Source organism: Pseudomonas sp. PA15(2017), assembly GCF_001945395.1.
Taxonomy (GTDB): Bacteria; Pseudomonadota; Gammaproteobacteria; order Pseudomonadales; family Pseudomonadaceae; genus Aquipseudomonas.
Window position 1 is genome coordinate 1 of sequence record NZ_MSXV01000040.1, and the last position, 16,241, is coordinate 16,241.

The following is a 16,241-nucleotide window of genomic DNA, read 5'->3' on the forward strand; positions in this document are numbered from 1 at the left end:
ACTGCTTTGCCCGCGACCTTCGCCCTGGATATAACCCATAAACGACAATGCCCCTATCAACCGATAGAGGCATTGTCTTCAACTCACCCTCGGACTGCTAGGTTTTCACACAGTCTGATATAGGCGGGTTTTTTGTTTGCGGGTGACGATCAATCGTCGCCGCCCATGATGCCGAAGATCTGCAGCAGGCTGACGAACAGGTTGTAGATCGAAACGTACAGGCTGATGGTCGCCATGATGTAGTTGCGCTCTCCGCCATGGATGATCGCGCTGGTCTGGAACAGGATACAGGCTGACGAGAACAGCACGAAGCCAGCGCTGATCGCCAGTTGCAGGCCGCTGATCTGGAAGAAGAAGCTGGCCAGAATCGCGCCCAGCAGAACGAAGAAGCCGGCGGTGATGAAGCCGCTCAGGAAGCTCATGTCCTTGCGGGTCGTCAGCACGTAAGCCGACAGGCCGCAGAACACTACCGCCGTCATCATGAACGCGGAGCTGACGACTTCGGCACCGTTGGCCATACCCAGGTAACGGTTGAGAATCGGGCCCAGAGTGTAACCCATGAAGCCGGTGAGGGCGAAGGTCGACAGCAGGCCCCAGCCGGAGTCACGCAGCTTGGCGGTCAGAAAGAACAGACCGTAGAAGCCGATCAGCACCACGAAGATGTTCGGGTAGGGGACGTTGGCACGTTGCGCCATGAAAGCCACGATGCCGCTGAATGCCAGAGTGAGAGCCAGCAAACCGTATGTGTTGCGCAGAACGCTGCTGACTGCGGTTTGTTCAACCCGTGAAGGGCTATGGGCGTAATCTTGTTCGCGCATGGCGACACTCCTAGTAAATGCTGTTGGTCCGTGACCAAGGTCGAGAAGCATCTTAACAGAGCCTTGGGTACTGCCAAGTCAGAGTGTTTGACAGTGTGTTGCGTTCCGGTAAGATGTCGCCCGCAGCCTGTGAGGTTGCAAAGGAATGTTTCGGCGAGCCGATGCGTTTCATGTCGACCTGGAGGGTTGGCAGAGCGGTTGAATGCACCGGTCTTGAAAACCGGCGAACGTTAATAGCGTTCCCAGGGTTCGAATCCCTGGCCCTCCACCACATAAAAGAAAAGCCCGGCATTGCCGGGCTTTTTCATTCCTGTTTCTGCCTTTGTGCAGATGTTCGAGCTGCTGATTTCCTTAGAGCCTGTTCAAAGTCTCGCGAGCTAGAGCAATGCAAGGCGAAAACAGGCGAGGACGCGGAGTTTACGAGCTGTAAATGAGCAGTCCGAGCCTGTTTTTAACGCCGCAGTGCCGACGCGCAGCAGACTTTGAACAGGTTCTTAGCAGGCTCACGCTGTCATTCGTTCATTGCGTTCGGTAAAGCATGAGTGCCGTGCCCGGGCAGGCGATATGCGACCGGGCGCGACTGGTCGAGTCCAGCAAATTGTGAGGTTCAGCTCTGGCTGAACTCCCCGAGGATCTGCAGCAGCGAATAGATGCCCGCGCCCATAAGCGAGGCGAGTGACAGGGCGACGCCGAGTGCTATCCAGATCATGATCATGCTCATTATTGGCTGGTTACGAAATGCCCGCTGGCCACTGGCCCTGGTCGGACATGATCGAAATAGAATGGGCACCTGGCCAGTTCGTTCAGGGAATTTGTGCGACCGATCGGTCATCTTGTGCGCAGCTGATGGACAACTCGAATCTGATCTATCAAGAAGCGTATGCGCGGCGGGCGTTCGCAATGCGAGCACGGCTTCGAGTTGAAGGCGGGGCAGAGGGCGTTGCGTGGACGTACAAGCTTTCAGCGCGGCTCAGGCGTTTCGAGTCCGCGCAGTGATAACGGCGATGATCCGGGCCGGTTCGGCAGCTTCGATCAATAACCCAATGTACCTTTCAGGTCGGCATACACCGCGGTCATGAGGATCTTGTTCTGCATCTGGGCGGCGGTCAGGCGGCGTGTCGCCACCAGGTTGCACTGCAGATCGAGGCAGTCGACCTGCAAGCCATCGGCAGAGGTTTCCGCGACGATGTGGTAACGCCCAGCGGTTACGGTTTTGAGCTGCTTGATGAGCATGTCCATGGAAAATCCCTCGGTATGGTTCACGGTCTGTAAATTCAGAGCCATGCCTCGGGAGCCGCGTTCCGCATAAATTATTCGTGGATCGATTTCCAGATGCGTCGTTAGTGATCACGTTCCAGCGGCGCATGACCGGTGCCCCTTGCAGTGTCGGAAGGAGAAGGTGGTGAATCTGCAAAATGCATCTTTGTCAGGTTCTGCTGCCGGCGGGTTACTTGGCGCTTGTAAGTTGACGCTTATGGCTAACTCACCCGCCAGGTTTTTTGTTATGGTGTATTTCTCTCAGGTAGTCGCCGTGCGGCGCTCGCGCAGGTACGAGGTGTTCGTTTGATTAAGGTATTGGTTGTCGATGATCACGACCTCGTTCGTACGGGTATTTCGCGCATGCTCGCCGACATTGACGGTTTGCAGGTCACCGGCCAGGCCAGCTCAGGCGAAGAAGCGCTGCAGAAGGTTCGTGAGCTCAAGCCCGATGTCGTGTTGATGGACGTGAAGATGCCCGGCATTGGTGGACTCGAGGCGACCCGCAAATTGATGCGTAGCCATCCCGATCTCAAGGTCGTGGCGGTTACCGTGTGCGAAGAAGACCCGTTTCCGACCCGCCTGCTGCAGGCGGGCGCCGCTGGCTACCTGACCAAGGGCGCCGGGCTTGAGGAAATGGTCCAGGCCATCCGTATGGTGTTTGCCGGGCAGCGTTTCATCAGCCCGCAGATCGCCCAGCAATTGGCCCTGAAATCCTTCCAGCCGCAAAGCAGCAATTCGCCATTCGACCTGCTGTCCGAGCGTGAGATCCAGATCGCTCTGATGATCGCCGGCTGCCAGAAGGTGCAGAGCATTTCCGACAAATTGTGCCTTTCGCCCAAGACGGTCAACACCTACCGCTATCGGATCTTCGAGAAGCTCTCGATCACCAGCGATGTAGAGCTGGCGCTGCTCGCCGTCCGTCATGGCATGGTCGATGCCACCAGCTGAAGTGACCCCAGTGTTCGATTCCAGTGCTTTTCTCGCCACCTGCAGTGGGCGCCCGGGCGTCTATCGCATGTTCGACGCGAGCGGCAATCTGCTGTACGTCGGCAAGGCGAAGAACCTCAAGAAGCGACTCGCCAGCTACTTTCGCAAAACCGGGCTAGCGACCAAGACCATGGCGCTGGTGGGCAAGATCGCCCAAGTGGAAACCACCATCACCGGTAACGAAACCGAAGCGCTATTGCTCGAGCAGACGCTGATCAAGGAGTGGCGCCCGCCGTACAACATCCTGCTGCGGGACGATAAATCCTACCCTTACGTGTTCCTGTCTGACGGCGATTACCCGCGCCTGGACATCCACCGTGGCGCGAAGAACCGCAAAGGTCGCTATTTCGGCCCCTATCCCAGCGCTGGCGCGATCCGCGAAAGCCTGGCGTTGTTGCAGAAGACCTTTCTGGTTCGCCAATGTGAGGACAGCTACTACCGCAATCGCACCCGGCCGTGCCTGCAGTATCAGATCAAGCGCTGCAAGGCGCCGTGCGTAGATCTGGTCGAGCCGGCCGAATATGCCGAGGACGTGCGTCACTCGGTGATGTTTCTGGAAGGGCGCAGCAATGCACTGAATGCCGAGCTTTCCGCCAGCATGCAGCAGGCGTCCGCCACGCTGGATTTCGAGAAGGCCGCCGAGCTGCGTGATCAGATGGCTTTGCTGCGCCGCGTCCAGGACCAGCAGAGCATGGAGGGCGGTAGCGGCGACGTCGACATCATCGCGGCCATGGTCAACCCGGGCGGCGCCTGCGTGCATCTGATCAGCGTGCGTGGCGGGCGGGTGCTGGGCAGCAAGAATTTCTTTCCCCAGGTGGCGATCGAAGAGGAGGCGCAGGACGTACTCGTCGCCTTTCTTGGCCAGTATTACCTCGGTAGTCATGAGCGGGACCTGCCAAGCGAACTGATCGTCAATGCGCCCCACGAAGACTATCCCGTGCTGATCGCGGCCATTCAGGAGCTGCGTGGTCGCGAACTGGCCATCAGCTACCGGGTTCGTGGTACGCGTGCGCGCTGGCAGGCGCTGGCGGTCACCAATGCCGAGCAGGCGCTTGGCGCACGGCTGGCCAATCGCGAGCATATGGCGGGGCGCTTCGACTCGCTGGCCGAGGCGTTGGAAATGGGCGAGGTGCCCCAGCGTCTCGAATGCTTCGACATCAGTCACTCCAGTGGCGAGGCGACAGTGGCATCCTGCGTGGTGTTCGGCCCTGAAGGCCCGATAAAGTCGGATTACCGACGTTACAACATCGAAGGCGTGACGGGCGGCGACGACTACGCCGCCATGCACCAGGCGCTGACCCGGCGCTTCAGCAAGGCCAAGCAGAATGAAGGCAAGTTGCCTGACATTCTGCTGGTCGATGGGGGCAAGGGTCAGCTGGCAATGGCCCGCGAGGTGCTCACCGAACTCGACGTGCCACCGCTGATTCTGCTCGGTGTAGCCAAGGGCACCACCCGCAAGCCTGGCCTGGAAACGCTGTACCTGAACGATGCCGCCCACGAATTCACCTTGCCGGGCAACTCGCCAGCCCTGCACCTGATCCAGCAGATTCGTGACGAATCGCACCGTTTCGCCATTACCGGCCACCGGGCGCGCCGCGGCAAGGCACGTCGCACCTCCAGCTTGGAGGAGGTGGCTGGCGTCGGGCCGAAACGGCGCCGTGAACTGCTCAACCATTTTGGCGGTCTGCAAGAGTTGTCCCGCGCCAGCACGGAAGAAATCGCCAAAGCACCCGGCATCAGTAAAAAGCTCGCCGGTTTGATTTATGCGGCACTGCACAGCGAGTAGAATGCTGCCTCACCTAACCGTCCAGTCGAGCCGATGAATATCCCCAACCTCCTAACGGTGCTCCGCGTTCTGCTGATCCCGATCTTCATCCTGTTGTTCTACATGCCATTTTCGTGGAGCTATTGGGCTGCCAGCGCCGTGTTCGCTTTCGCTGCGCTAACCGACTGGCTGGATGGTTATCTGGCGCGCCGCTGGGAGCAGAGCACGCCGTTCGGCGCGTTTCTCGATCCGGTTGCCGACAAACTGATGGTGGTCACCGCGCTGGTGCTGCTGGTGGCCGAGCACGCCAACCTGTGGCTGACGCTGCCGGCAACCATCATCATTGGCCGCGAGATCGTCGTATCGGCACTGCGTGAATGGATGGCGGAGCTGGGCGCCCGGGCGCATGTTGCAGTTTCCAACCTGGGCAAATGGAAGACTGCGGCGCAGATGGTGGCGTTGGTGATCCTGCTCGGCAACCCGCCGCTGTTCGGTTTCTGGGTGCTGATGGGTTACGTGCTGCTGATCGTGGCGGCAGCGCTCACGCTGTGGTCGATGGTGCAGTATCTGCTCGCTGCGTGGCCCCATCTGAGCGTCACCGCAGAAAAGAAATAACTTTTTTGAATCAAGGGCTTGACTGGGCGTCGTGAAGATATAGAATGGTGCCCGTCGACAAGACAAGCGGGAATAGCTCAGTTGGTAGAGCACGACCTTGCCAAGGTCGGGGTCGCGAGTTCGAGTCTCGTTTCCCGCTCCAGTTTCAACGGGCCGTCATGTACGGCCCGTTCAGTTTAAGGCTGAGTAGCAGAGTGGTTATGCACCGGATTGCAAATCCGTGAACGCCGGTTCGATTCCGACCTCAGCCTCCAAACGCAAAGCCCCGTAGCCAATGGCTATGGGGCTTTTTTATTGCACCTGAGAAAATACGCGTCAGCTATGCATCGGGTTAGGTGCGCCAGGGCATCCGAAGGCTTGGCTCGGTTTCGCTCAAGCGTCGTCGTTGGATCCCATTGATGATCTCGACTGCGATAGACGCTGGCGACAGATCAGCAGGCGCGGCACTTCAACCCCGTGAAGGCAGGCAAGTACTCCAGTGCGTTTTATGCCCAAGCAGTCAGGCTTGATTCACACCGCTCTCGAGCGAGGGTAGCTGGTGAGAAAGCGGGAAAGTTCATCCCGGCCTGGCGCGCGATGCGGTGCGCCGGGGCCGTCATTGGGGATATAGAACTTGTCGGAACGGGGATGTTTTTCTTCGGCGAGGGAGACGGTCTGCAGTGACACCCAGGGCAACACGATCGCGCCGTCCTCGAAGCCGTAGCATCCTGAGAGCGATGCCAGGTGAATGGTCTTCTTGCTACCGCTTGGCAGGGTCAGGGTGGCCTGGCGTTCATTGAACAGGCGACGGGCGAAAACCGGGCCCAGGAGCTTTTCGATGTGCTCGTTCAGGCTGCTGATGATCCCGGGTACCAGCATGATCTCGTCATGCTTCTTCATCGCCAGGTCGAGAACGCGTGAAAACTCTTGCAGGCAAGCGCCGTACTTCACAGTGTGGTGCATCATGGAGGGTGTGTCCTTGCTCAGTGTGGCTCCTGTTCGATAGCGTAGCCCTCCAGCGCAAATCTTGAAAGCTGCAACCCTTCGACGGGGCAACAATCCGACGATCAGGCTTCTGTGTCTCACGTCCAGTCGCTTTCCATGACTTCGAGGTGGCTCTTGGCACCCGCTTGACCGGCGGAAATAAAAAGCCCCGAATACTCGGGGCTTTGTTCGACCGATACGCGGCTTACGCGGTCAGCGTGTGCCTGTCTTGAGGCCGTCGAGATAATCGATATTGGCTTCCTGAGCTTTATTGCCTGGTTTCGCCGCGGTTTGCAGTTCGCTCTTCAGCTTGGCTTCCAGCGCATCGATTAGCAGCGTCTGCCTGGCCTGGCCCTCGAGATGAGCTTCGATAGCGCGAATGATTTCGGTGTTCATGCTCGTATAGTTGTCATTGGCCAGATCTTCGATGCGTTTGCGCATTCCGTCAGGCAAACGGACGACGAACTTGTCCGCGGTGCGGGCATTGAAAATGGGTTTGCTCACGATTGGTTCCTCTATATCGAGTAATACTAGCTATTTGATGGTATCTGCAACGATAGTTCAGTCGCCCGGACGATTGGTCGTAAATAAGTCGACCAGTCGTCACTTACCGAAAAATCCGACACACGCAAGAAATGATTATTATATGTCATGTAACGTGGCACAGTGACATTGTCTGTCAACTCGGGTTCGGCATGGAAAGCCGGTAGCGTGATGCGTGCATCACTATCCGAGCGATTGAAAAGGCGCTTGAATGACCTTGAGATTGCCTCTGACATTGGCCTCAGCGAAAGCCTGCTCTCGAACTGGTTTATCCACTCGCGACCTTACGCGGATGGCAGCGATTACCGGGTGTTCTTCAACGTCGAGACGCCAGGCGAGGTCCGGCGACTGCTGCTGCGAATCACGCCCACCACCATGCTGATCGTCCTAGGTCGCTGATCACTTGTTTCAGGTCGAGACCGCTTCTTTGATCGGGACAGTCTCCTTGACGCCTTGTCCTTGAGAGCACTGGCCGCAGCCTCTTGCTCTGTGCCGCCCGCCGTTCTCGTCTTACCTACAGCGGAGTGGGATGGCTTACGAGCGGGCGCTGAACAGAGCCAGGGTGGCCAGCCGATGGACGGGACAAAATGTCTCATGCCAGATTTTGCACGACAGCTAGACTCCACTCGTCATCAATGTGAGGAAGGAGTTTCCAGGATGATGTCCGTTCTCGAGCAGCGTCATATAGTCGAGTGTGCCTTTTTGCCGTTGGCGTGCAGTTGCTCCATTGATGGCAGCGAGTCGGTGACGATTCAGATCAGGGACCCGGTTACCGCGCAGGTCTACCTCAATGTCACCGGTATCTCCCGGGCCGAACTGTCCACCTCGCGGCAGATTTCGCAGTTGGTGATGCAACTTCGCCAGGATCTGCTCACCCTGAATTCCGGTACCGGCAAACGCCAAGCCTGAACGGGATCGAAAGACAGGGGGAACTGCCGGCCGGGGCGGGCGGCCTCAGTTAGCAACACTGACTGAGGAGGGCGACGATATGGACGGCGGCAAATTCGATGGCTTCGACCTCGAGCGTTTCAACGCCTTGCTGGCGCAAGAGCTTGGGCTGACCGAGGACGAGCTGCAAACCTGGATGCAGGACGAGCGCGAACGCGTGGACGAAAACGGCCAGTTGATCGGTCATGCGGTCACTTTCAAGCCGGATATGCCCTTCGACCTGCGTGCGCGGGTGAGGGGTATGGCGGGTGATCATGTGGCCCACACCGGCATCATCCCGCTCGACGCCTGAAAGCGTGAAGGTCGCCAGCGGTAAAAAGCCTGAACTCTGCTGCTGGGCCAGGCCTCCAAAAAACATCACTCACTGTTATGGAGCACTCGCCAATGGCACGTAAAACTTCACTTGAGAGCGGCCTGGATCAGTTTCAACAGGAAAGCGCCAAGGAACTGAAGAAGCTTCTCGACCAGGCCAGCAAAGCGCTGGGCGATGCCGAGTCATTCTCCGGCGACAAGGCCCACGAAGCTCGTGAGAAGGTAATCGCGCTGCTGAACGAGGCCAAAGGTACCATTACTGACAAAGGCCGTGAGGCGGTCGAGCTTGGCCGTGAAACCATCGGCAACGCTCAGGACCGCATCGAAAGCAACCCGTGGACTTCGGTCGCCGTTGCCTCTGGTTTCGGTCTGCTAGTCGGCCTGCTGGTCGGCCGCAGCAGCAAGTAACTGTCGACGCTCAGCTGCCTGAGCCCACAGAGACGGCCAATGCCGTTGAACAGCTAAATCGATAGCTCAGCGCAATAACCTCGTAGATCACTGATTTACGAGGTTTTTTATTGCATGCTTTAAACTTGCGGCGCTGCCTGGGGGTGTATATAGTCCTGCCCTCGCATATTTCGCCGCCCCGATGGTGAAATTGGTAAACACAGCAGACTTAAAATCTGCCGGCCGCAAGGCCTTGCCGGTTCGATTCCGGCTCGGGGCACCATTTCCGGCGTCGGCTGGTGCGAAGCCTGCGCATCTTTCCACTTGCTCCCTCGAGCGTGCCAGACAGGCGCATCGGGTGAGGCATGGACAGCGCACTGCCACTTTTTCCAGATTCTTGGTTGCTGACCCGGCTGATCGCGAGGCTGGCCGTCTGGGTGACGGCCAGCACGTGATGTCAGAAGTGCGCCTTGACCAGCAGGCTGATGGCGCTCTGGTTGGTGCCGCCGAGCACGTCGTCACCCAGCGGGCTGTCGTTATCGATGCCGTACTTGTGCTTCCAGTAGTCGTATTCGACGCCCACGTAGAATTTCTGCCCCCAACCCATGGCCTTGGCCAGGTCATATTTGATCTGCGGATTGATGTGCAGGTTGGCATGGTAGCTGTCATCGTTGTCCACCACCCAGTCGATGAAGCCGTCGATCACCAGGTCGGAGCGGCCGACCGGGATGGTGTAGCTCCACACCGGGGTGATCTGCCACACGTTGCGGCCGTCGCGCCCGCCGTCCGGGCGGCGTAGATAGGTGTTGAGCTGGAAGTAGTCGAAGCCGGGAATCGCCAGATCCACCGCCGGGCCCAGCAGGTAGGCCTCGACATCGTCCTCGCCGAATTCGTAGGTGGCGGACAGCAGCACATCCTTGACCGGACCGAACGACAGGTCGGCACCGCTGAGTTTGCCGAATGACAGGCGCGGGCTGATTTCACCGTAGAAGGTGTGGCCGTCACCGGCACCGTTGGTAGCATCAGTGTTGTACTTGATGCCGTCGACGAACAGGAACAGATCACCGAAGCTCCAGCCGCTGGCATGCTCGAAGGTCAGCGTCTGCTGGCGAGGCGGATCGACCTTGAAGTCGATGCCGTTGAGGTAGGTCAGGCTGTTGTCCTGCCACAGCAGCAGATCGGCCATGGTCTGGACAGGCGCCAGCAGGCTGCCCGCCAGCAACAGGGAGGTTGCGGTGTGTTTCATCGAAAGGTGTTCCGGCAAATGTTGAATAGTCGCGACGCAACGCCGCCGCGCAAAGCCGCCCCGGCTGCCCAAGGCGTTGGCGCAGACAGGCGAGGGCTCTGCAACGACCATCCCGGCTGCGCGCGGCGCGGGAGTTTACAGGATTTGCCGGTATCCGATACGGCGCCTCTCGGGCGAGTCCTAGAAACAGCTGCGCCGCTGCCCTTTTAAGGGCAAGCGGCGCAGTTCGAGCGGTATGCGGGCGCGGATCAGGCGTCTAGTTGTTTGGCCGTATCGACGCCGGATGAGCTGAGCTTGATGGGGTAGTTAATGGACAGCTCGCCGTCCGATTCGGAAAGGTTGCCATCGTGGATCAGGCCGCCTTTGTGCAGATGCCTGAGCACATCCACGACCGCGTACTCGCCGCGGAAATTGTCCAGCACCTCTTTGCCCAGGCCTGCCGGATGCGCGTGCAGCAAACGAGTGAGAACTTCTTTCTTCAGGTCATTGTCGATGGACATGCGAGCCTCGCGTTGCGGTGGGTTTCACCTGTTGTGACTGCCCCTCGCCGCAAACGTTTGAGCTGTTTGCATTGCTCCCGTTGTAAGCGTTGCGCGTCCTGCTAGACTGCTGCGGCGTCGATAACCCTCTCTCATTCAGGGACTTCCATGATCAAGAAATGCTTGTTTCCTGCCGCTGGCTACGGCACTCGTTTTCTCCCGGCGACCAAGGCCATGCCCAAGGAAATGCTGCCAATCGTGAACAAGCCGTTGATCCAGTACGGTGTGGAGGAAGCGCTGTCGGCGGGCCTTACCGAAATCGCCATGGTGACCGGTCGTGGCAAGCGTTCGCTGGAAGATCATTTCGACATCAGTTACGAGCTGGAAGAGCAGATCCGTAACACCGACAAGGAAAAGTACCTGGTCGGTATCCGCCGCCTGATCGACAACTGCACCTTTTCCTACACCCGCCAGGTGGAAATGAAAGGCCTGGGCCACGCCATCCTCAGTGGCCGTCCGCTGATCGGTGACGAGCCGTTCGCCGTTGTTCTGGCCGATGACCTGTGCCTGAACCTGGAAGGCGACAGCGTGCTCAGCCAGATGGTCAAGCTGTACAACCAGTTCCGCTGCTCGATCGTGGCGGTGCAGGAAGTGCCAGCGGACGAGATCCACAAGTACGGCGTGATCGCCGGCGAGATGATCCGCGACGACATCTTTCGCGTGAACAGCATGGTCGAGAAGCCCAAGGCCGAAGATGCACCGTCCAACCTGGCGATCATCGGACGCTACATCCTGACTCCGGACATTTTCGAGCTGATCGAGAAGACCGAGCCGGGCAAGGGCGGCGAGATTCAGATCACCGATGCGCTGATGAAGCAGGCCCAGGATGGCTGCGTGCTGGCGTACAAGTTCAAGGGCCAGCGTTTCGATTGCGGCGGTGCCGAGGGGTACATCGAAGCGACCAACTTCTGCTTCGAGAATCTGTACAAGACCGGTAAAGGCTGAGCCTCGCCTGCTACGTGCCTAAAAAAACCGCCTTTGGGCGGTTTTTTGTGCCTGCCGTTTTTTAACCAGAGTCGCTCAGTTGGCGTTGATCGGCGTCGTACCAGGGCCCAGCGGCTGGCCATAGCTGAACTCGACCTGATGGCCAGCCGGATCGCGGACGCCGCAGTAATAGCCCACCGGGTAAGGTTCGTCGCGTTGTGCCCAGAGCAGGCATCCGGCGGCTTCGGCCTTGGCGGCCACCGCGTCGACCTCGTCCCGGCTCTGCAGGGCGAAGCCGAAGTGGCTGTAATCGCCAGGCGCCAGTTGGCGAGGCTCGCCACCGGGCATGATGACGAAGATGAAGTCGCTCTCACGCCCCGGCTCGGCCATCCACACGATCTGCGAACCTTTGCCAGGGCGACGGTGGATGACCCGCATGCTGCAAAAGTCGCTGTAGAAGTCGATGCAGGCTTGCAGGTCCGGTACGTGCAGGGCGAGATGGGTGAGAATCGGGCGCATGCTTTGTTCCTCCTCCCGGTTCTAGACCCAAGGTGTCGATGACAAGTTTGCCCCATGTGCCAGGCGGGCAGGGCGCTGCGTTTACGGTATGCTCTGCGTCTGTTCAGGAGGCTTCTATGACCTACGATTTCGATCTGTTTGTAATCGGCGCCGGCTCCGGCGGTGTACGCGCGGCACGCTTCGCGGCGGGCTATGGCGCCCGGGTGGCCGTGGCGGAAAGCCGTTATCTGGGCGGTACCTGCGTCAACGTCGGCTGCGTGCCGAAAAAGCTGCTGGTCTATGGGGCGCAATTCGCCGACGAATTCGAACACGCCGAAGGTTTCGGCTGGACGCCCGGCCAGGCCAGTTTCAGCTGGCCGACGCTGATCGCCAACAAGAACCGCGAGATCGAACGCCTCAACGGCATCTACCGCAAACTGCTGGTGGGCAGTGGCGTCACCCTGGTCGAGGGCCATGCGCGCCTGCTCGACGAGCATCGGGTGGAGGTCGACGGCAAGGTCTACAGCGCCGAGCGTATTCTCATCGCGACCGGTGGCTGGCCCCATGTGCCCGAGATCCCGGGCCATGAGCATGCGATCAACTCAAACCAAGCGTTTTTCCTGGAGGAGCTGCCCAGGCGCATCCTGGTGGTCGGCGGCGGCTACATCGCGGTGGAGTTCGCCTCGATTTTCAACGGCCTTGGCGCGCAGACCTCTCTGCTGTATCGCGGCGATTTGTTTCTGCGTGGCTTCGACAACTCCCTGCGTACCCATCTGCATGAAGAACTCGGCAAGCGTGGCCTGGACGTGCAGTTCAACACCGACATCGCACGCATCGACAAGCAGGCCGACGGCAGCCTCAAGGCCACCCTCAAGGATGGCCGTACGCAGGAAGCCGACTGCATCTTCTACGCCACCGGTCGCCGCCCGATGCTCGACAACCTGGGCCTGGAAAACACCTCGGTCAGCCTGGACGACAAGGGCTATATCGAGGTCGATGACGGGTACCAGACCAGCGCACCGTCGATCCTGGCCATTGGTGACGTGATCGGTCGCGTGCAGCTCACCCCCGTGGCGCTGGCTGAAGGCATGGCGGTGGCACGGCGCCTGTTCAAACCGGAGGAATATCGCCAGGTCGACTACCGGATGATCCCAACGGCGGTGTTCAGCCTGCCGAACATCGGCACCGTAGGGTTCAGCGAGGAACAGGCGCGCGAAGCGGGGCACGAGGTAAAGATCTTCGAGAGCCGCTTCCGGCCGATGAAGCTGACCCTGACCGAGAGCGACGAGCGCACGCTGATGAAACTGGTGGTCGATGCCAAGACCGATCGTGTGCTGGGCTGCCACATGGTCGGGCCCGATGCTGGCGAAATCGTCCAGGGCCTGGCGGTCGCGCTCAAGGCCGGGGCGACCAAGCAGGTATTCGATGAAACCATCGGTGTACACCCCAGCGCTGCCGAGGAATTCGTGACCTTGCGTACGCCGGTGAGCTGACTTGTCGATGAACCAGCTGTTCTATTTCGCGGATTTGTTCGGGGTGGCGGTGTTCGCCATCACCGGGGCGCTGATGGCCGGACGCAAGTCCATGGACCTGTTCGGCGTGCTGGTGATCGCCATCATCACCGCCCTGGGCGGCGGCACCCTGCGTGACGTGATCCTGGGTAACCACCCAGTCAGCTGGATTCGCAACGACACCTACATCCTTGTGGCCACCCTGGCAGCGTTGGGCACGGTGGTCTGGGTGCGCATGACCCGGCCGATCCACGAGAAGGGCTTGCTGATCGCCGATGCCTTCGGGCTGGCCGTGTTCACCGTGATTGGCACCGAGGTCGCGTTGCAATATGCAATGTCCTCCAGCACGGCGGTGATCATGGGCGTCATGACCGGTGTCGCCGGCGGCGTGATGCGCGATGTGATCTGCAACGAGATTCCGCTGATCTTCAAGAAGGAAATCTACGCCACCGCTTGCCTGGCAGGCGCAGTGACCTTCGTGCTGCTGCGCATGTTGCAAACCCCGCACTGGCTGGATACTGGCGTGGCCATGCTGGTGGTACTGGGCATTCGCCTGGCCGCCATCCGCTGGCGGTTTTCGCTGCCCAGCTTCCATCTGCTCAATCGCGAATAAACGCGCGCCAGCCTGGGGGCTGGCGCGTTTCATTCGGCTTCGTCGACGTGCAGGTCAGGGACGTGCGGGCTCGTCGCCGAGAAACTTGCTGAGAAACTGCTGGGTGCGTGCCTGCTTGGGTGCGCTGAACAGTTCGCGGGCGTCGCCCTGTTCGACGATCACGCCGCCGTCGATGAAGATGGCGCGGTTGGCCACGTCACGAGCGAAGCTCATCTCGTGGGTAACGATCACCAGGGTACGATTCTCTTCGGCCAGAGCGCGGATGGTCGCCAGTACTTCGCCGACCAGTTCCGGGTCCAGCGCCGAGGTGGGTTCGTCGAACAGGATCACGTCCGGCTCCATCGCCAGCGCCCGGGCGATGGCGACGCGCTGTTGCTGGCCGCCGGACAGGCGTTTCGGGTAAGCATCTTCCTTGCCGGCCAGGCCAACCTTGGCCAGCAACTGGCGGCCGAGTTCGATCGCCTTGTCGCGCGGCTGCTTCCTGACCACCACCGGGCCCTCGATGACGTTTTCCAGGGCGCTGCGGTGGGGAAACAGGTTGAAGTTCTGGAACACGAAACCCACGTGTTGGCGCAGCTTGCGGATCAGCCCCTGTTGCTGGCCGATCGGTTTGCCGGCATCGATTTCGATGTCGCCAACGCGAATACTGCCGCCGTCGGGCGTTTCCAGCAGGTTGAGGCAGCGCAGCAGGGTGGTCTTGCCCGAGCCGCTGGGGCCGATGATGGCGACGACCTCGCCGGGAGCGATATCCAGGTCGATACCCTCGAGTACGCTCTGGCCCTTGAAGGATTTGCTCAGGTTGCGAACGGTGATCATGCTCGAAGCCATCAGTTGTCCGCCTCGTGTCGGTTGACGCGTGCTTCCAGGCGGTTCTGCAAGTGGGCGAGCAGGCTGGAGAGAATCCAGTAGATCACCGTTGCCGCCAGGTACATCGCGAACACCTCGTAAGTGCGCGCGGTGATCAACTGGGCCTGGCGGAACAGCTCCGGCACCTGGATGGTGGCCGCCAGGGCGGTGTCCTTGACCAGCGAGATGAAACTGTTGCCCAGCGGCGGCAGGGCCGTACGCATCGCTTGCGGCAGGATGGCGCGCAGCATCGTCTGGCTCTTGCTCATGCCGATGCTGGCAGCTGCCTCCCACTGACCACGGTCGATGGAGGCGATGGCTGCCCGCATGATCTCGGCGACATAGGCCGCCATGTTCAGCGAAAAACCGATCAGCGCTGCGGTCAGGGGCTCGAGTTGCAGCCCCAGTTCAGGCAGACCGAAGTAAATGACGAACAGCTGTACCAGCAGCGGCGTACCGCGGAAGAACGAAATGTAGACCCTGGCCAGCCAGCCCAGTGGGGCGATGGCATAGAGCCTGACCAGGGCAAGGCCGAAGCCCAGCAGCATGCCGAAGAACATGCCGCCAAGGCTCAGAACGATGGTCCAAATCGCGCCCTTGAGGAGAAAGGGCAGGGAGTCCAGCACCAGCTGGAAGGTGTCCGGCATCATTGCGTGACGTCAGCCTTGAACCATTTCTCGGAGAGCTGTTTCAGAGTGCCGTCGCTGCGCAGCTTGGCGAGGGCCTTGTCGATGGCCGCGAGCAGCTGCGGGTTACCTTTGCGGATCGCGATCCCCGACTCCTGACGGGAGAAGGCATCGCCGGCAACGGCCATGCGCTCACCGGTCTTGGCGACCATCTCGAACGCGGCCAGGCGGTCGACCAGCACCACATCGATACGGCCCACGTTGAGATCCTGGAACTTGGTTGGATCATCGTCATAGGTGCGGATGTCAGCCTGCGGCACGTTTTCCTTCAGCCACTGCTCGTAGTTGGTGCCCAGGCCCACACCGACCTTCTTGCCGGCCAGGTCTGCAGCGGTGTTCACGCTGTCCGCTTCGCTCTTGCGGGTCAGGGCCTGGATGCCGGAGACGGTGTAGGGCGTGGAGAAATCGTACTTCTTCTTGCGCTCATCGGAGATGGTCACCTGGTTGATCACCACATCGATGCGGCCCGATTCGAGGGAGGCGAGAATGCCGTCCCATTTGGTCGGCTGGAAGCTGGCGGTCACACCCAGCTCCTTGGCCAATGCGTTGGCCAGGTCCACTTCGAAGCCGGCGAGCTTGCCGCTTTCGTCCTGGAAGTTGAAGGGCGGATAGGTGCCTTCCAGGCCTACCTTGATGCTGCCGCTGTCCTTGATCTTCTGCAGGTCATCGGCTGCGTAAGCCTGACCACCGACGCTGGCGAACAGCGCCAGACCGAGGCTGCCAATAAGGAAATGTCGACGCAGTGTGGCGATTATCATGAGCGAGCCTCGGTGGGTGGTT

The 16,241-nt window shown here is 59.9% G+C and carries 20 protein-coding genes and 4 tRNA genes; 14 read left to right on the forward strand and 10 right to left on the reverse strand.

What is annotated here, in order from left to right; all coding sequences use genetic code 11:
- Window positions 1-149: 149 nt before the first annotated feature.
- Entirely contained in the window at window positions 150-818 is a 669-nt protein-coding gene (locus tag BVH03_RS12970) for a Bax inhibitor-1/YccA family protein (protein ID WP_075932881.1), read from the reverse strand.
- A 180-nt stretch (window positions 819-998) separates the two neighbouring features.
- Between BVH03_RS12970 and BVH03_RS12975 the strand changes: the two genes are divergently transcribed.
- Window positions 999-1,089, forward strand: a tRNA-Ser gene (locus BVH03_RS12975).
- Between the two features lie 761 nt (window positions 1,090-1,850).
- Here the strand turns inward: BVH03_RS12975 and BVH03_RS12980 are convergent.
- Window positions 1,851-2,057, reverse strand: coding sequence for a hypothetical protein (locus BVH03_RS12980; protein ID WP_075961563.1), 207 nt, complete (start codon window positions 2,055-2,057; stop codon window positions 1,851-1,853).
- Between the two features lie 324 nt (window positions 2,058-2,381).
- On the opposite strand from BVH03_RS12980, the gene uvrY reads away from it, so the two are divergent.
- From uvrY to BVH03_RS13005, 5 genes are all read left to right on the forward strand, one after another.
- Window positions 2,382-3,026 (forward strand): UvrY/SirA/GacA family response regulator transcription factor, encoded by a 645-nt coding sequence (gene uvrY, locus BVH03_RS12985; RefSeq protein WP_075961564.1) that lies wholly within the window; start codon window positions 2,382-2,384, stop codon window positions 3,024-3,026.
- Window position 3,027: 1 nt separating this feature from the next.
- Entirely contained in the window at window positions 3,028-4,851 is a 1,824-nt protein-coding gene (gene uvrC / locus BVH03_RS12990; RefSeq protein WP_075961592.1) for an excinuclease ABC subunit UvrC, read from the forward strand.
- Between the two features lie 33 nt (window positions 4,852-4,884).
- Window positions 4,885-5,445: a CDP-diacylglycerol--glycerol-3-phosphate 3-phosphatidyltransferase gene (pgsA, locus tag BVH03_RS12995; protein ID WP_075961565.1), complete on the forward strand. Its 561-nt coding sequence runs from the start codon at window positions 4,885-4,887 to the stop codon at window positions 5,443-5,445.
- A gap of 66 nt (window positions 5,446-5,511) precedes the next feature.
- A tRNA-Gly gene (locus BVH03_RS13000) sits at window positions 5,512-5,587 on the forward strand.
- A gap of 38 nt (window positions 5,588-5,625) precedes the next feature.
- Window positions 5,626-5,699 (forward strand) — tRNA-Cys (locus tag BVH03_RS13005).
- Between the two features lie 256 nt (window positions 5,700-5,955).
- Here the strand turns inward: BVH03_RS13005 and BVH03_RS13010 are convergent.
- Window positions 5,956-6,390 carry a hypothetical protein gene (locus tag BVH03_RS13010; RefSeq protein ID WP_075961566.1) on the reverse strand — a complete coding sequence of 145 codons (435 nt, stop codon included), beginning with the start codon at window positions 6,388-6,390 and terminating at the stop codon, window positions 5,956-5,958.
- Window positions 6,391-6,621: 231 nt separating this feature from the next.
- Window positions 6,622-6,912: an Arc family DNA-binding protein gene (locus tag BVH03_RS13015; protein WP_083640054.1), complete on the reverse strand. Its 291-nt coding sequence runs from the start codon at window positions 6,910-6,912 to the stop codon at window positions 6,622-6,624.
- A 246-nt stretch (window positions 6,913-7,158) separates the two neighbouring features.
- On the opposite strand from BVH03_RS13015, the gene BVH03_RS13020 reads away from it, so the two are divergent.
- The 5 genes from BVH03_RS13020 to BVH03_RS13040 all read left to right on the forward strand — a co-directional run bounded on the left by BVH03_RS13020 (window position 7,159) and on the right by BVH03_RS13040 (window position 8,881).
- Window positions 7,159-7,350, forward strand: a complete 192-nt coding sequence (locus BVH03_RS13020; RefSeq protein WP_256574696.1) for a hypothetical protein — start codon at window positions 7,159-7,161, stop codon at window positions 7,348-7,350.
- A gap of 258 nt (window positions 7,351-7,608) precedes the next feature.
- A complete protein-coding gene (locus BVH03_RS13025) occupies window positions 7,609-7,860 on the forward strand; it encodes a DUF1652 domain-containing protein (protein ID WP_075961569.1) in 252 nt (83 codons plus the stop codon).
- Window positions 7,861-7,939: 79 nt separating this feature from the next.
- Complete coding sequence (locus BVH03_RS13030) at window positions 7,940-8,191, forward strand: hypothetical protein (RefSeq protein ID WP_075930176.1); 252 nt, start codon at window positions 7,940-7,942, stop codon at window positions 8,189-8,191.
- A gap of 92 nt (window positions 8,192-8,283) precedes the next feature.
- A complete protein-coding gene (locus tag BVH03_RS13035) occupies window positions 8,284-8,619 on the forward strand; it encodes a YqjD family protein (protein ID WP_075961570.1) in 336 nt (111 codons plus the stop codon).
- A 175-nt stretch (window positions 8,620-8,794) separates the two neighbouring features.
- Window positions 8,795-8,881, forward strand: a tRNA-Leu gene (locus BVH03_RS13040).
- Between the two features lie 174 nt (window positions 8,882-9,055).
- On the opposite strand, the gene BVH03_RS13045 is transcribed toward BVH03_RS13040, so the two are convergent.
- Both BVH03_RS13045 and BVH03_RS13050 read right to left on the reverse strand, forming a co-directional pair.
- The gene (locus BVH03_RS13045; RefSeq protein WP_075961571.1) at window positions 9,056-9,844 is read right to left on the reverse strand and encodes an outer membrane protein OmpK; all 789 of its coding nucleotides are present in this window, start codon (window positions 9,842-9,844) and stop codon (window positions 9,056-9,058) included.
- A 248-nt stretch (window positions 9,845-10,092) separates the two neighbouring features.
- Entirely contained in the window at window positions 10,093-10,344 is a 252-nt protein-coding gene (locus BVH03_RS13050) for a hypothetical protein (RefSeq protein WP_075961572.1), read from the reverse strand.
- 147 nt (window positions 10,345-10,491) lie between these two features.
- Here BVH03_RS13050 and galU point away from each other — a divergent pair, with 147 nt between their 5' ends.
- A complete protein-coding gene (galU, locus tag BVH03_RS13055; protein ID WP_075961573.1) occupies window positions 10,492-11,328 on the forward strand; it encodes a UTP--glucose-1-phosphate uridylyltransferase GalU in 837 nt (278 codons plus the stop codon).
- A 75-nt stretch (window positions 11,329-11,403) separates the two neighbouring features.
- Here galU and BVH03_RS13060 read toward each other — a convergent pair whose 3' ends face one another.
- Complete coding sequence (locus BVH03_RS13060; protein ID WP_075961574.1) at window positions 11,404-11,826, reverse strand: VOC family protein; 423 nt, start codon at window positions 11,824-11,826, stop codon at window positions 11,404-11,406.
- Window positions 11,827-11,942: 116 nt separating this feature from the next.
- On the opposite strand from BVH03_RS13060, the gene gorA reads away from it, so the two are divergent.
- Together gorA and BVH03_RS13070 are read left to right on the forward strand one after the other, a co-directional pair.
- Window positions 11,943-13,298 (forward strand): glutathione-disulfide reductase, encoded by a 1,356-nt coding sequence (gorA, locus tag BVH03_RS13065; RefSeq protein ID WP_075961575.1) that lies wholly within the window; start codon window positions 11,943-11,945, stop codon window positions 13,296-13,298.
- 7 nt (window positions 13,299-13,305) lie between these two features.
- Window positions 13,306-13,929 carry a trimeric intracellular cation channel family protein gene (locus BVH03_RS13070; RefSeq protein ID WP_075961593.1) on the forward strand — a complete coding sequence of 208 codons (624 nt, stop codon included), beginning with the start codon at window positions 13,306-13,308 and terminating at the stop codon, window positions 13,927-13,929.
- 54 nt (window positions 13,930-13,983) lie between these two features.
- On the opposite strand, the gene tcyN is transcribed toward BVH03_RS13070, so the two are convergent.
- The 3 genes from tcyN to tcyJ are packed head-to-tail and all read right to left on the reverse strand — an operon-like array spanning window position 13,984 to window position 16,219.
- A complete protein-coding gene (gene tcyN / locus BVH03_RS13075) occupies window positions 13,984-14,745 on the reverse strand; it encodes an L-cystine ABC transporter ATP-binding protein TcyN (protein ID WP_075961594.1) in 762 nt (253 codons plus the stop codon).
- Between the two features lie 11 nt (window positions 14,746-14,756).
- Window positions 14,757-15,425 (reverse strand): cystine ABC transporter permease, encoded by a 669-nt coding sequence (gene tcyL / locus BVH03_RS13080; protein ID WP_070887340.1) that lies wholly within the window; start codon window positions 15,423-15,425, stop codon window positions 14,757-14,759.
- A complete protein-coding gene (tcyJ, locus tag BVH03_RS13085; protein WP_075961576.1) occupies window positions 15,422-16,219 on the reverse strand; it encodes a cystine ABC transporter substrate-binding protein in 798 nt (265 codons plus the stop codon). The genes tcyL and tcyJ overlap by 4 nt, the downstream gene beginning before the upstream one ends.
- Window positions 16,220-16,241: the final 22 nt, after the last annotated feature.